The sequence below is a fragment of the Frankia sp. AiPs1 genome (genome assembly GCF_023716945.1).
Classification (GTDB): domain Bacteria; phylum Actinomycetota; class Actinomycetes; order Frankiales; family Frankiaceae; genus Frankia.
On record NZ_JAMQQF010000133.1, the window covers coordinates 1 to 13,406 of the forward strand.

Here is a 13,406-nt window from a genome sequence, read left to right on the forward strand (position 1 = left end):
GCCGGGCCTCGACCTCGTCGCGGGCCGCGGCGATACGCGCCTGCAGCCGCCGGCCCGCCGCGGTGACCTCGGGGATGCGGGCGCGCCGATCACGCGGGTCGAGGCGGCGGACGACGAGCGCGTCGCCTTCGAGCCGATCCAGCAGCGACGTCAGCGTGGTCTTGTCGACGCCGAGCTCCCGGCCGAGCTGGAGCTGGGTGCGGCCGGCCTCGACGCCGAGCGCGGTCAGCACGATCCAGTCGCGCACGCCGGCCAGGCCGTGCCCGCGGGCGACCGTGTCGAGCTCTCCCCGCATGCGCGCGGCTGCCCGGTTCAGCAGCCAGGTGAGATCCGCGGGCGGCGACCCGGCGGGGCGGGACCCGGCGGGCGGCGACTCGGTGACCTGGCCCGTCCCCGGCTTCGCCGACGGCTCCACCTGCAGCTTCGCGGAGAGAGGCGACGGAACGGGCACGGGTTCGATCCTAGCGGATACCGTCCTGGACAAGATGTTCCCGTTGCAGATGTTCCGAACTCGGATCATCGGCTACAGTGACCCGCGGCTCCCCACGCCACATCGCTCCCCACGCCACATCGCTCTTCATGATCGCAAGGAGAAGGCACATGCCGACCATCGCCATCGTCGGGGCCGGCCCCGGACTCGGGCTGTCCATCGCGCGCCGCTTCGGCCGGGAGGGCTTCGCCGTCGCGCTGCTGTCCCGCACCCAGGCGACACTCGACGACCTCGCCGGCCAGCTCACCCAGGAGGGGATCACGGCGGCCGGGTTCGCCGCCGACGTCCTCGACCGGCCGTCCCTCGTCGCCGCGCTCGCCCGCGCCGAGGCGCAGCTCGGCCCGATCGACGTGCTGGAGTACTCCCCCGCGCCGGCCGGGCGGCAGAACGCCCTGAACCCGATCGTCGAGGCGCTCGACGTGACGGTGGAGAGCATCCAGCCGGAGATCGAGTACTACGTGTACGGGGCGGTTACCGCGGTCCAGCACGTGCTGCCCGGCATGATCGAGCGCGGTTCCGGAACGCTGCTGGTGACCACCGGGGCGTCGTCCGCGCTGGTCTTCCCGCGGATGGGCAACGTCGGCCTCGCGACCGCCGGGCTGCGCAACTGGGTGCTGGCCCTCAACGCCGCCCTCGCCGACAAGGGCGTGTACGCCGCCCACGTGCCGCTCGCGACGTTCATCGGCCGCGGCGGCCCCGAGACCCAGCCGGACACGATCGCCGAGCTCTACTGGGAGCTCTACACCAAGCGCGACCAGCCCGAGCGCCTCTACTCGACCCTCTGAGCGCCAGACTGGTGCTTGGGGCCTGATGCTTGGGGCCTGATCCTTGGGGCGCGGTGCCGGTCAGGGGCTGAGTTCGTGGCCGCAGAGGTTCGGTTCCACCACGACGAACCCGCTGCCGGCCGCATTGGCCTGGACGAAGGAATAGCACGTGGTGGGGCGGGCGGTGCCGGCACGGAAACTGATGGTACTGAGCAGTCCGTCGGCGTCGTAGCTGTTCACCGCGCGCAGGCCGTCGATGAATCCCTGCCGGGTCGGACAGCTTCCGGCGAGTTGCAGTCCGCGCAGGAAGATGTCGGCGCTGATGTAGGAGATCACCGCGATGTCCTGCTCGGGCTGGGCGACCTGCGGGGCGAACTGACGCATCGCCGCGAGATAGGCGTTGATCCCCGGTCCGCCGATCTCGAAAGGCTTGTAGAACACGGGCACGGCAATTCCCGCCGCCTGCGGACCGACGGCACGCAGCAACGCGTGGTCATAGCCGTTGGCGGACAGGACGACCTTCGGGTTGCGGCCCGCGCCGCGCAGCACGGTCAGGACGGCGACGAGATCCTTGGGCTCGATGACGCCGACGATGGTGTCCGCGCGGGCGGCGACGATTCGCCGGGCCACCGCCACCGGGTCGTCCACTCCCGTGGTGAAGGTGACCGTGTCCAGGACCCGGACCCCGGCCGCTGCCAGGCTGCGTGCGTACGTCGAGGCCGTGGTGGAGATGCCGGCCGACAGCGCGGTCTGCAGGATCACCGCGCGGCTGCCCCCCTGGTCCCGGACGAACCGGCCCTGGGTGTCGACGGCCGCGTCGGTGGCCGTGGTGGCGGCGAACATGTTCCGGTCCTGGGACCAGACCTGCTCCGAGGCCAGACCGGTCACCGGGACGCCCTGCTGGGCGAGGTAACCGGCGCTGCCCGACGCGGCGACGGACAGCTCGACGACACCGAAGACCCGCCGCTGCTCGACGAGGTCACGGGCGGCGATGCCGTTCGCCATCGGCGAGCCCTGGTCGTCGCGCCACTGGTAGACGACACGCCGCCCGTGGACACCGCCGGCGGCGTTCACCGCCCCGAGGCGCGCGTCGATTCCCGCCCGAGCCGCCTCGAAGATCGGCGAGACCGGCCCCGAATCCGGGTACAGCACGCCGAGATCGATCCGGTCGTCGCTCACCCCCGGGCTGACGCAGGCCGCGACCGACGAGGTGTCACCCGGTCCGCATCCCACGAGCGTGAACCCGGCGACGGCAAGCGCGGTGACGACCGCCCAGGCGCGCGGGCGGCGGCGGGTGGATGTCCGGTGGCGCGAGAACACGAGAACCCCTGAGCGGCCGTCGTGACAGAAGAGGACGCGACCCGAAAACGGGGCGGTGGAGGGCCTGGCTTCCCACCCCAATCACGGGATGACAATCCGCGGGTCGATCAGAAAGACAGAGACCGGAGCGAACCATATCAAGTCACCGCCATGAGGATGCCGCCGCCTGCACTCAGCGGCCGGGCACTCACCAATCGGGGAGAAGATTCACCAGAAACGTCGAATTCCCGTTCCCTGCCATTCACCCGCCGGCCACCGGCCAGCTTTCCGGTAACCCGCCTCGACCGAGATGGGCCGGGATTTAACCATCGACGGCCCCCGAGGATCCCGATTTTCTCGAGACACGTGATCAGCATTACAGCCGCCCCCCACTCGGAGCAGTCGGCCTGGCGCAGGCGGCGGATACCGTCGACGGGGTGACCGGAGACGGCGGGCATGCTGCCCGCGACGAGTACCGGACGCCGGTGGACGTGCTGCTCCTCGTGCTCCGCGAGGACCGGCTGCTGCTGACCCGGCGGGCCGGCGACATCTACGGCAGCGGGTGGTGGGCGCTGCCCAGCGGGCGACTCGAGCCGGCTGAGGACGTGGTGACCGCGGCCGTCCGCGAACTGGACGAGGAGCTGGGGCTGCGGGTCGAGCAGGACGGCGTCACCTTCGTCGGCGTCACCCACGCCCTGCCGCCGGACAGCGGCGCCCGGATCGGCTTCGGCTTCCTCGTCGCCCGTTGGGTGGGTGAGCCGACCATCCGGGAGCCGGAGCTGTGCTCGGCGCTGCGGTGGTGCGCGCCCGACGAGCTGCCGGCGCGAACACTGCCCTACACCAGAGAGATCGTCCGCCTGCACGTGCAGGGCGAGCACTTCTCCCGACCCGGTTGGCCGCCGAGCACCCCGCCTCACCCGGTGGCCTGAGCAGCAGACCGCTGGTGACCCGGTTGGTTGCACCCGCAGCGAAGCCGCGGCATCCGACATAACGTGGATATGGGTGGTGCAACCTCCAGCGGAGGAGCGGCGATGACGGACGACGCACGGGCTCTCGACACCTCGAAGAACGGACCCACCGGCGCTGCCGGACCCACCGGCGCTGCCGGACCGACCGGCGCTGTTGGGGCCACCGGCGCTGTCGGGGCTACCGGCGCTGTCGGACCAACCAGCACTGTTGGACCAACCAGCACTGTGCGGGCCAGCGACGCGGACCGGACACGCACCGCCGACTGGCTTGCCTGGGCGGCCGGCACCGGCCAGCTCACGCTGGACGAGGCGGACGAGCGGCTGGCCCGCGCCTACGCGGCCCGTACCCTCGACGAGCTCGCCCCGCTCACGGCGGACCTGCAGCCCAGGCCGCAACCGGCCGCGCCGCCGGCGCAGCGTCCCGGCCTGCGCGATCGACTGCACGGGCTCGAGCTGGTCGGCTCGCCGCACGCCGTCATCCCGGTCGCACTCCTCGCCCTCCTCCTGACCTTGTCGGTCGTGACGCACGGCGCCATGTGGTTCCCCTGGCCTCTGATCGTCGTTGGGATGATCGCCGGCAAGGCCCACCACCGCCATCACCACGCACCGGGACCCCACCAGCACCGAGACCGCTGATCTCCGGTCGGTCCAACCGTCGTCGAAGGCGCCGCCGGGCCCACGCCAGGGTGGATGCGATCAGGGCTGGCCGTAGCCGCGAACGAAGAGGCGGACGCAGGAACTCAGTGCGGCCTTGAGTTCTCGCTCGTCCGGGTCGGCGGAGGCGGCGCCGGCGATGGTCCCGAGTGCGGTGAGCTGCCAGCTGGTTCCCCACACAAGCGCGATGAACTGGCCCGCCGCACGAGTCGGATCGTCGAGGTAGAGCGCGCCGCCGTGCGCCAGACGGGCGAGCAGGCCGGTCACCTCGGCGAACACGGGCGCCGCGACCTGGTCGCGCCAGAGCGCGAGCAGTTCCGGCTGGCGCTCACCCTCCGCCTGCAGGAGTCGGCGCAGCGAGGCGGCGCGCGCGTTGCTGGCGATCGCGAGCAGCCGGCGGGCGAGGTCGTTGAGGCAGGTCTCAGCGTCGGGCAGAGGTCCGCGAAAGCCCGGGCTCGTCTCGCGCAGCACGTCGAGGGTGGCGGCCAAGTGCGTGTCGACGACGGCGCGGAACAGCGTCTCCTTGTCTCCGAAGTGGTTGTAGACGGTCTGCCGGGACACCGGCGTGGCGGCGGCGATCTCGTCGAGGGTCGTGGCCGCGTACCCCTGCCGGACGAACAGGCCGAGCGCCGCATCCATGATCGCCTCTCGCTTGGCGGGAAGCCCGCGCGGGGATGGCCGGGAGGGCCTGGCGGCATCGGCTGACACCCGTCCAGGCTATCTTTGGACAGTCATGTCCAACTCTCTAGACGCAGTCGTCCATCTGTCCCGAGGGTGGACCTCACGCGTCGCCCCAGTGGTCGACCAAGGAGATCAGGTGCCCACACCCAGACATCCCCAGACAGTGATCATCGGGGCCGGCCCCGCCGGGCTGACGGCCGCCTACCAGCTCGCGAGCCGCGGCGCGCCCGTCTCGGTGTACGAAGCCGACGATGTGGTCGGCGGGATCAGCCGGACCGTCGTGCGCGACGGTTGGCGCTTCGACATCGGCGGGCACCGGTTCTTCACCAAGGTGGCCCGCGTCGACGCACTCTGGCACGAGATCCTGCCCGAGGAGGACTTCCTGCTCCGTCCCCGGATGAGCCGGATCTACTACCAGGGCAAGCTCTATGACTACCCGCTGCGACCCCTGAACGCCCTGCGAAACCTCGGACTCCGGGAGGCAGCTTTCGCCCTCGGGTCCTACCTGCGCGCGCGCCTCCGGCCGCCGCGCGACCAGCACGCGAACTACGAATCCTGGCTGGTCGCCCGGTTCGGCTGGCGGCTTTACCGAACCTTCTTCAAAACGTATACGGAGAAGGTGTGGGGAATTCCAGTCAGCCAGATGCCCGCCGACTGGGCGGCGCAGCGGATCAAGAATCTCTCCCTTGCGGCAGCCGTCCTGGACGCGATTCGTCCCGGCCGGAACCGGAAGGAGATCACGAGCCTCATCGAGGAGTTCCACTATCCCAAGTACGGGCCGGGGATGATGTGGGAGGAAGCCGCCCGCAAGGTCGAGAAGATGGGCGGCACGTTGACGATGAATGCCACGGTCACCGCGGTGCATCGGGAGAACGGTCGAGCGGTCGCCGTGACCGTCACCGCCGGGTCCGGGCAGCGGCACCGGCTGGCCGCCGATCACGTTATCTCCTCGACGCCACTGTCGACGCTCATCACCAGCATGGATCCGCCCGCACCTCCATCGATCCTCGAAGCAGCCCGGGACCTGCGCTATCGCGACTACCTGACCGTCGCCCTCGTCGTCCCGCGAGAGTTCAGCTTCCCGGACAACTGGATCTACATCCATGACCCGGGCGTACGGGTGGGCCGAATCCAGAACTACGGTTCCTGGTCACCCTTCCTGGTGAAGGAGGGACGGACCTGCCTGGGTCTGGAGTTCTTCGTCTTCGAGGGCGACGACATGTGGACCAAACCCGACGACCAGCTCATCGCCCAGGCGACCGCCGAACTGGAGGCCCTGCAGCTGATTCGTCCGGGCGCCGTCGAGGCCGGGTACGTCGTGCGCGTTCCGAAAGCATATCCCACCTACGATCAGCACTATCGGCGCAATGTCGAGATCATGCGGGAATGGCTGGCGGAGCACGCGCCCAACGTGCATCCGGTCGGCCGCAACGGCATGCACCGGTACAACAACGCCGACCACTCAATGCTGACAGCAATGCTCACCGTCGAAAACATCCTCGACGGCACGGAGCACGACGTCTGGACCGTCAACGTCGAACAGGAATACCACGAGGAGAGACTCACGAGCGGCGCCGGAAGGATCACGGGAACGGGCCGCGACGCTCCGATGATTCCCCGCGGCTGACCGTCCCCCGCCGCGGACCGGTCTGGCCGAGGACGACCCGCACCGACCCGGATCGACGCAGTAAGCAGCAGTAGACGCCGGGTGTCCGTCAGGCCTAGCGTCGGGCGGATGAGCCCGGAAGGCGACCTCGGCCGCAACGTGAGCGCCGAACCCGAACGCCCGAACAACAACGATGAGACGCGAGGAGTGGCATCAATGGGAATGCTGGCGGGCAAGGTCGCCCTGATCACCGGTGGCGCACGCGGGCAGGGTCGGGCGCACGCGGTCACCTGCGCGCGTGAGGGCGCCGACGTCATCATCGTCGACATCACCGAGCAGCTCTCGACCGTGGCCTACAAGATGGCGGTCCAGGCCGACGTCGACGAGACCGTGGCCCAGGTCGAGGCCCTCGGCCGGCGGGCGCTGGCCATCGAGGCGGACGTTCGGTCGCAGGCCGAACTCGATGACGTGGTCGCTCAGGGCATCGCCGCCTTCGGAAAGATCGACATTCTGATCGCCAACGCCGGCATCTGGACGCAGGCACCCTTCTGGAAACTCACCGAGGACCAGTGGGAGGAAATGATCGGCGTCAACCTGACCGGGGTGTGGAAGTCCGCCAAGGCGGTCACCCCGCACATGATCGAACACCGGAGCGGCTCGATCGTCATCACCTCGTCGGTCAACGGGCTGGAACCCGGCCAGAACTACGCCCACTACGTCTCCGCGAAGCACGGCGTCATCGGTCTGATGAAGAACATCGCGTTGGAGCTGGCCCGCTACGGGATTCGCTGCAACTCCATCAACCCGGGCGCGATCCTGACCCCGATGACCGACCACCAGGCGGCCTGGGACATGTTCGCCGGCCACCCCGGCGGCACCGCGGCCGACATGATCGAGGGCGGCTACCACTACGGCGCGCTGAAGGGCACGACGTTCCTGGACCCGCAGGCCATCGCCGACACCGCGCTCTACCTCAATTCGGACCTGGCCGCGAACGTCACCGGCGTGACCATCCCCGTCGACGCCGGCCACCTGCTCATCCCCGGTGTCAACGCGAATCCCGTGCGGTAGGCGGAGAAACTTCTCCGCAGCAAGCGTCGGAAGACCCGCCGACAGTTGTCGGTATGCTCACCATCAGTTGTCACTCGAGCCGACATCCGCTTTCGAGCTGACCAGCAGCACTCAATTGATCTTCCTGCGGACTGATCCTTCGACTGGAAGGAGTGTAGGTGGCCGACGCATATTCGACAGCATCTTCCGCACACCCCATACTCAAGATCGAAATGCCCGAGGACAGCGACGTGTTCCGGTCCGAACGGATGGCCCGGTCACTGCGCGCGGACCTTGCCTCGGTTCCGGGCCTGATCCTCGGGCCCGGACCGGCCGGCACTCACCCGGCGCAGGCAAAGACGCAGGCAAAAGGACCCGCAGTCCCCACCGATCCCACCCTGTGGATCTTCGGTGCCACCGCTCTGGGCACGTTGTCCCGCATGGTGGTCGACGTCGTGAAGGCGTGGTGTGCCCGGGATCGACATCGCTCGGTCCGCCTGGTGAACGGGGAAAAGTCAGTCGAGGTCACCGGTCGGCCGGACGCCGCGCAGGAGAGGATCATCGAGGACTTTCTGCGGGACACCGGATCGTGAACCAGCCGAGGCACCGCCGCGCACTGCTCATCGGAGTGGCCGACTACATCGACGGCTACTTCGGCCCCCTACCATGCGTTCACGAGGACCTCCGACAGCTCGCCGCCGTGCTGGAACATCGCACGATCGGCGGCTTCGAACCGGTCCAGGTGATCATCGATCCGACCGCGGACGCGATGCGGCTCGCCATCGACGACTTTCTCGGTTCGGCCGGCCCGGACGACCTCACCCTGCTTTACGTGAGCGGGCACGGGGTGCGGGACGTGGCCGGCACCGGCGAGTTCTTCTTCATCACGCACGACTCCGATCATGCGAACGTCGGTGCGCACACGACCGTGTCCGCGACCTTCGTCAACGACCAGCTCGAATCCTGCCGGGCACCGCAGAAGATCGCGATTCTCGACTGCTGCCTCAGTGGTGGCTTCGCGATGGGTTTCCGCACCCGGGAGGCCAAGTCCGGCGGGTCGGCCTCGGCGGCCCCGCTGACCAGTCGCGGAGTTTACGTACTTTCCTCCTCCGGGCCCGGCGAGAATTCCTACGCGGGCCCGGTCGGGGCAGGCGGCCAGGCTCCTTCGGTCTTCACGGGCGAACTGGTCGAGGCGCTGCGGACCGGTGCGGCTGATCACGACGGTGACGGCAGGGTCTCCGTGGACGAGTTGTTCGACCACGTGAACAGCCGGCTGCGGCTGCGCGACGAGGAGACCCGCCAGATCCCGGTCAAGTCGGCCATCGGGGTGAACGGCCGCATTGTTCTCGCGGACAATCCGCGAACCGGCGCCGCACGATCCCGGCAATCGGGCCCGACCACGGCTCCGACGGCCGACCAGGCAGCGAAGCCGGGCGGCGATCCGCGCCGGCAGCCCGACCGCTGGGTCCAGCTGCTGAGCTACTACCAGGCATGTCTGCGCGGAGAGTCGGCCGGGGGCATCTACGATCTGCGCGCCGCCAGCCCCGACTACGTCTGCCTGCGTGGGCGGGAGCGTTTCCTGTCCGGGGACGCGGACGAAGACGGCTACCTCCCTGTGCCTCCCGAAGCCGCCGAGCTCGTGGCCCGCGTGCAGGCCGAGGGCGGCGAGCTGGTCGCCGGCTACCCGATGGTCGTCCTGGCTCCCGCATCCGGGGCCAGAGGGCCGCGGAAGTCACGCGTCGCGCCGTTGCTGACTCGCAGCGTCGAGATCGTCCAGGACGGCTCCGGATGGCGCCTGAAGTTGGACTCGGTCGCGAGCCCCGACCCGGCGCTCGCGCGGGAGGTCCTCGGCGAACAGGAGGCCGCCGACCTGCTGACGACCTACCAGTCCACCTGGCAGGCGGACCAACCCGAGAGGCTGGCGTTCGAGGCGCGCCATCTGCTGAGAGACTTCTACGCACTTCCGATGGTCCAGGAACTGCTGCCGCTCACGCTCGAGGAGCACATAGACATCCGGACGCGGGAGTGGGCGCACGGAACGTCGCGGCGCTTCTTCGCGTCCCGCAGGACACCGCCACCCGGAAGCTGCTTGATGACCTGCATTACATCTCCACGCATTCGTCACAGATCGCGCAGACCGCGCTCGACGCCCTACGAGCCGACTCGGCTCCCGCGCCGTCTCCGGGGTCCACCGATGCGGCCGTGCGCCTCGTGACGCCGTGGCAGTCGAACGACGCCCAGCGCAGGGTGCTGCATTCCGCGATGACCAGTCGAGTCACCGTTGCCACCGGACCGCCGGGGACCGGCAAGAGTCAGCTGGTGGCCAATCTCGTCGCCACCGCGGTCGCGAACGGACAGCGCGTGCTCGTCGCATCGACCAACAACCGCGCCGTGGACGAGGTGTGGGAACGCTGCGAGAACGAGATCCCGGGCCTGCTGGTGCGCACCGGCAGTGCCTTCGGCGCGACGAACAACCGGCAGCGTGAGCTGCAGTCGCTGGAAGAATTCGGAAACCGGGCAACGCCGCACCAGACCCCGACCACCTGCGCCATCCGACTGGACAGGGCCAGGTCGGCCGAGACCACGTTGTATGAACAGCTGGCGGGGAAGGCTCGGCTGGAGCAGGACCTGCTCGACCTCACCGAGGAGCAGGGAGGCGTCGCGGGCGAGCTGCAGGTGGACTCGGCGGGACTGGCCCAGCGGCTCGGCAGCGAGGCGGCGCGGTGGGCGGCGCAGGCCGCCCGGACGGCGAAGGCCTGGTTCTTCGGCCGGTCGCGGCGCTCCCGGCTCCTGACGAAGCTCGGCGTCGACGGCGAACCGACCGCCGAGCGGTGCGCACTCGTGGCGCAGTTCGCCGAACTCGAATCCAGGCGGACGGGATTTCTGGCGAGCCTGGCGAACATGCCGGTCGATTCCGGTCTCCTCACCGATCTGCGCCAGCGCGAACAGGATGTGCTCACCGCCTCACGGGACCTGGTGGAGGTCGATCTCGGACACGCATCCGCCGCAGGCCGACGCGCGATCGCCGCCCTCCTGCAGACCGCGAGAACGGGGGGGCGCGACTGGTCCGAACTGCGGGCCGTGCTGCCGTATGTGCGGGGCTGGGCGGTCACCGCACTGTCGGCGCGCCGTTTCCCGACGGCTCCGGGACTGTTCGACCTGGTCATCGTCGACGAGGCCAGCCAGTGCTCGATCCCGGCGGTCCTGCCGCTGCTGTTCCGCGCCAAGCGCGCACTGATCATCGGCGACGCGATGCAGCTTCCCCACATCGCCACCCTTCCGCCCGCGAAGGAGGCAAAGATACGGCGCGAAACCGGCCTGGACGCGGACTGGCTGGCCGACCGCTGCCTGTCCTATCTGCGGTATTCGAGCTTCCATGCCTTCGACCGCACCGTCGATGGCGCAAGCCTGCTCCTGGACGAGCACTATCGGTGTCATCCAGCCATCGCAGGTCTGGCGAACCGGCTCTTCTACGGCGACCGGCTCACGGTGCTCACCGACGTCCGCGCCCAGCGGCGCGCCGACCTGGATCCGCTGTGCTGGGTCGACGTGGCGGGTCGGGCCGAGAATCCGGCCGACGGCTCCTGGCTCAACCGGGCGGAGATCGACGCGGTCAACCACCAGATCACGTCGCTGCTCGGCGCACTACCGCCGACGGGGTCCATCGGGGTGGTCACCCCGTTCAGGGCACAGAGTGCGGCCATCTCCGCGATCTGGGCTGCCCGCGAGCCCGAGCGGGTCAAGGTCGGCACGGTGCACACCTTCCAGGGCGGTGAACGTGATGCCATGATCTTCTCCCTCGTCGCCGCCGAGGGCATCAGACCGGGCACTGCGTCCTGGCTGGAGCAGCAGGCCAACCTCTGGAACGTCGCCATCACCCGGGCTCGTTCGCATCTGATCGTCGTCGGCGGCAGCCACTACTGGCGGTCGCGCGGTGGACTCGGCGGCAGTCTGCTGGCTGCCGCCCAGCAGAGCCCGGGGTCCATGCAGCGCGACGCCGTCGGAGACACGCAGTACGAGTACCGGCTGAGACTCGCCGAGTTGCTGGCCGTGACCTACCCGCGTACGGCTGCCCAGTTCGGTCTGACCGTCGGCGGCTATCCGGCCGATGCCGTGGTGACTACGAGTGCCGGCCAGACCGCCCTGCTCCTTGACCGCGGGCACGCCACAGCCGATCCCGCGAGACATCTGCGAGTGCAGCTCGCCCGCACCGCCCTGCTCGGTGACCCGCATGCCGGCCGCTCGGCGCTTCGCGTAGCCGCGTGGCAGCTACCGGTCGACGAAAGCCGGCTGACCGGCGCATCTTGATCTTCGGGAACCGTCGGCAAGGAGCCGAGCAGCGACGGGTCCGCGCCCGACGATCGCGGCCAGGCTTGCCCTTCTGGCCGCGATCGCCCGCAGGAATCAGGCGGAGCAACGCCAGTTCTTGGCGTCGAGGGCGTTGAGGTTGCGGGGGTTGTCGGCGCCGCCGAGGAAGATCGCATGGGCGGGGTACGGGCAGAGCAGGAAATCGGCCTTCGGCTGGCTGGGGGCGGAGTGCACGACGATCGTCCGGGGGGCCTGGCCGTGCTCGACCCAGTCGGCGAGGGCGGCGAGCCCCTGCGCCGGGGTGTCCTGGGCGCCGGGACCGCCGAAGCAGTGGAACAGGCCGGGGACGGTGAACAGCCGGGCCCAGCGCTGGGTGTCGGCGTAGCCGTGCTGGTGGGCGGCCACCTTGCCGTACAGGCCGATCGTGTCGAACACGGAGATGCCGTTGTCGCTGGCGCCGTGCCAGATCAGTAGCTTGCCGCCGGCGTCACGGAAGCGGTCGTAGGAGTCGGCGGCCGCGTTCTGGCCGGGGAAGACCTGGTCGAACGTCGTCGCCCAGGACTGCGGGTCGGCCGGGTCGGCGAAGTCGAACTGGGTGCGGAAGTCGTAGTCGGCGCCGAACAGCGCCCGCGTCACGGTGTCGAACAGGATCAGGGCGGGCGGCGGCTGCGTCCCCCAGGTCGACGGCGGCTGCGTGCCGGTCAGGAACGCCGACCAGCCGGTGACGTTGGCCGCGGAGAAGCCGGGGTAGGAGCGGTCGCCAACCTTCAGCTCGCCGGTGATCAGGCGCAGCAGGTCGAGCTGCGCCGGGGTGAACAGGCCGTACGGCGCGAAGTCGGTCTCGATGACGCCGGGGTCACGGATGAAGCCGTCGGCGGCGCCGTCACGGGCGTCGTACTTCGCGATCAGCGCCTTTTCGAGCTGCCCGAGCTGGTCGGGTGACACCCACGCGTCGGGATGGGCCAGCAGGTACGAGACGATCTGGCCGAACTTGAGGATGTTGAGGCTGTTCGAGCCGGGGGCGCCGGCCAGCACGCCGTCGTACTCGGTCGGGTAGAGCGATGCTTCGACCAGGCCCATCCGGCCGCCGCCGGAGCAGCCGCTGATGTAGCGGTGCAGGGCCCCGGCCTGGGTCGGCAGACCGTAGTAGGCGCGGGTGATCGCCTGGGTGGCCACGGTGGTGACGTGCACGCCGCGGCTCGCCCAGTCGAGGGCCTTCGTCCGGTCGACGGCGAACCGGTAGTCGAGCACCGATCCCTGGTTGCCGGCGTCGGTGCCGGCCTGGGCCCAGCCGGCGGCGAGCTGCGCCTCGTCGATCGGCGGGATGGAGCCGGCGGCGCCGCCGATGCCGTTGAACAGGTACCGGCCAACGAACCTGTCCGGCAGCGCCGCGGAGAAGTTGACGTGGTTGCCGCCGGCCGGGCCGGAGGTGGCGACGTAGCCGTCGACCTTGCAGTAACGGGTGGCGGTGTTCGGCGTGGTCGCGGACGCGGCCGCGCTGATCGTCGTGTCGGCGCCGACGGTGCGTTGCAGCGCCGCGGCGTCGCAGCCCGGCCGGGCTGCCGCTGCCGGGGCCGTCGCCGGGG

At 69.8% G+C, this 13,406-nt stretch carries 12 protein-coding genes; 8 read left to right on the forward strand and 4 right to left on the reverse strand.

The annotated features are described in order from the left end of the window. The coding region (locus ND748_RS14200; protein WP_251746279.1) for a MarR family transcriptional regulator at positions 1-451 on the reverse strand (451 nt) is incomplete at its 3' end. Between the two features lie 149 nt (positions 452-600). Between ND748_RS14200 and ND748_RS14205 the strand changes: the two genes are divergently transcribed. Next, positions 601-1,275, forward strand: coding sequence for an SDR family oxidoreductase (locus ND748_RS14205; RefSeq protein WP_251746280.1), 675 nt, complete (start codon positions 601-603; stop codon positions 1,273-1,275). Between the two features lie 60 nt (positions 1,276-1,335). On the opposite strand, the gene ND748_RS14210 is transcribed toward ND748_RS14205, so the two are convergent. Further along, positions 1,336-2,574: an ABC transporter substrate-binding protein gene (locus ND748_RS14210; protein WP_251746281.1), complete on the reverse strand. Its 1,239-nt coding sequence runs from the start codon at positions 2,572-2,574 to the stop codon at positions 1,336-1,338. A 464-nt stretch (positions 2,575-3,038) separates the two neighbouring features. Between ND748_RS14210 and ND748_RS14215 the strand changes: the two genes are divergently transcribed. Together ND748_RS14215 and ND748_RS14220 are read left to right on the forward strand one after the other, a co-directional pair. Beyond that, positions 3,039-3,482 carry an NUDIX domain-containing protein gene (locus ND748_RS14215; protein WP_374215919.1) on the forward strand — a complete coding sequence of 148 codons (444 nt, stop codon included), beginning with the start codon at positions 3,039-3,041 and terminating at the stop codon, positions 3,480-3,482. 102 nt (positions 3,483-3,584) lie between these two features. Then, on the forward strand, positions 3,585-4,157 hold the full coding sequence (locus ND748_RS14220; RefSeq protein ID WP_251746283.1) for a DUF1707 domain-containing protein: 573 nt from the start codon (positions 3,585-3,587) through the stop codon (positions 4,155-4,157). Positions 4,158-4,217: 60 nt separating this feature from the next. Here the strand turns inward: ND748_RS14220 and ND748_RS14225 are convergent, their stop codons facing one another. Then, a complete protein-coding gene (locus ND748_RS14225) occupies positions 4,218-4,814 on the reverse strand; it encodes a TetR/AcrR family transcriptional regulator (RefSeq protein ID WP_251746284.1) in 597 nt (198 codons plus the stop codon). Positions 4,815-4,992: 178 nt separating this feature from the next. Here ND748_RS14225 and ND748_RS14230 point away from each other — a divergent pair, with 178 nt between their 5' ends. The 5 genes from ND748_RS14230 (at position 4,993) to ND748_RS14250 (ending at position 11,820) form a co-directional block, all read left to right on the forward strand. Then, positions 4,993-6,483: an NAD(P)/FAD-dependent oxidoreductase gene (locus tag ND748_RS14230; RefSeq protein ID WP_251746285.1), complete on the forward strand. Its 1,491-nt coding sequence runs from the start codon at positions 4,993-4,995 to the stop codon at positions 6,481-6,483. 195 nt (positions 6,484-6,678) lie between these two features. Further along, positions 6,679-7,533, forward strand: coding sequence for a mycofactocin-coupled SDR family oxidoreductase (locus ND748_RS14235; protein WP_374215920.1), 855 nt, complete (start codon positions 6,679-6,681; stop codon positions 7,531-7,533). A gap of 158 nt (positions 7,534-7,691) precedes the next feature. Next, positions 7,692-8,105, forward strand: a complete 414-nt coding sequence (locus tag ND748_RS34640; RefSeq protein ID WP_251746287.1) for a hypothetical protein — start codon at positions 7,692-7,694, stop codon at positions 8,103-8,105. After that, a complete protein-coding gene (locus tag ND748_RS14245; protein WP_251746288.1) occupies positions 8,102-9,727 on the forward strand; it encodes a caspase family protein in 1,626 nt (541 codons plus the stop codon). Before ND748_RS34640 ends, ND748_RS14245 begins: the two co-directional genes overlap by 4 nt. Continuing rightward, positions 9,715-11,820 carry an AAA domain-containing protein gene (locus ND748_RS14250; RefSeq protein ID WP_251746289.1) on the forward strand — a complete coding sequence of 702 codons (2,106 nt, stop codon included), beginning with the start codon at positions 9,715-9,717 and terminating at the stop codon, positions 11,818-11,820. The genes ND748_RS14245 and ND748_RS14250 overlap by 13 nt, the downstream gene beginning before the upstream one ends. A 96-nt stretch (positions 11,821-11,916) precedes the next feature. Here the strand turns inward: ND748_RS14250 and ND748_RS14255 are convergent. Beyond that, on the reverse strand, positions 11,917-13,406 hold a 1,490-nt coding region (locus tag ND748_RS14255; RefSeq protein WP_251746290.1), incomplete at its 5' end, for a tannase/feruloyl esterase family alpha/beta hydrolase.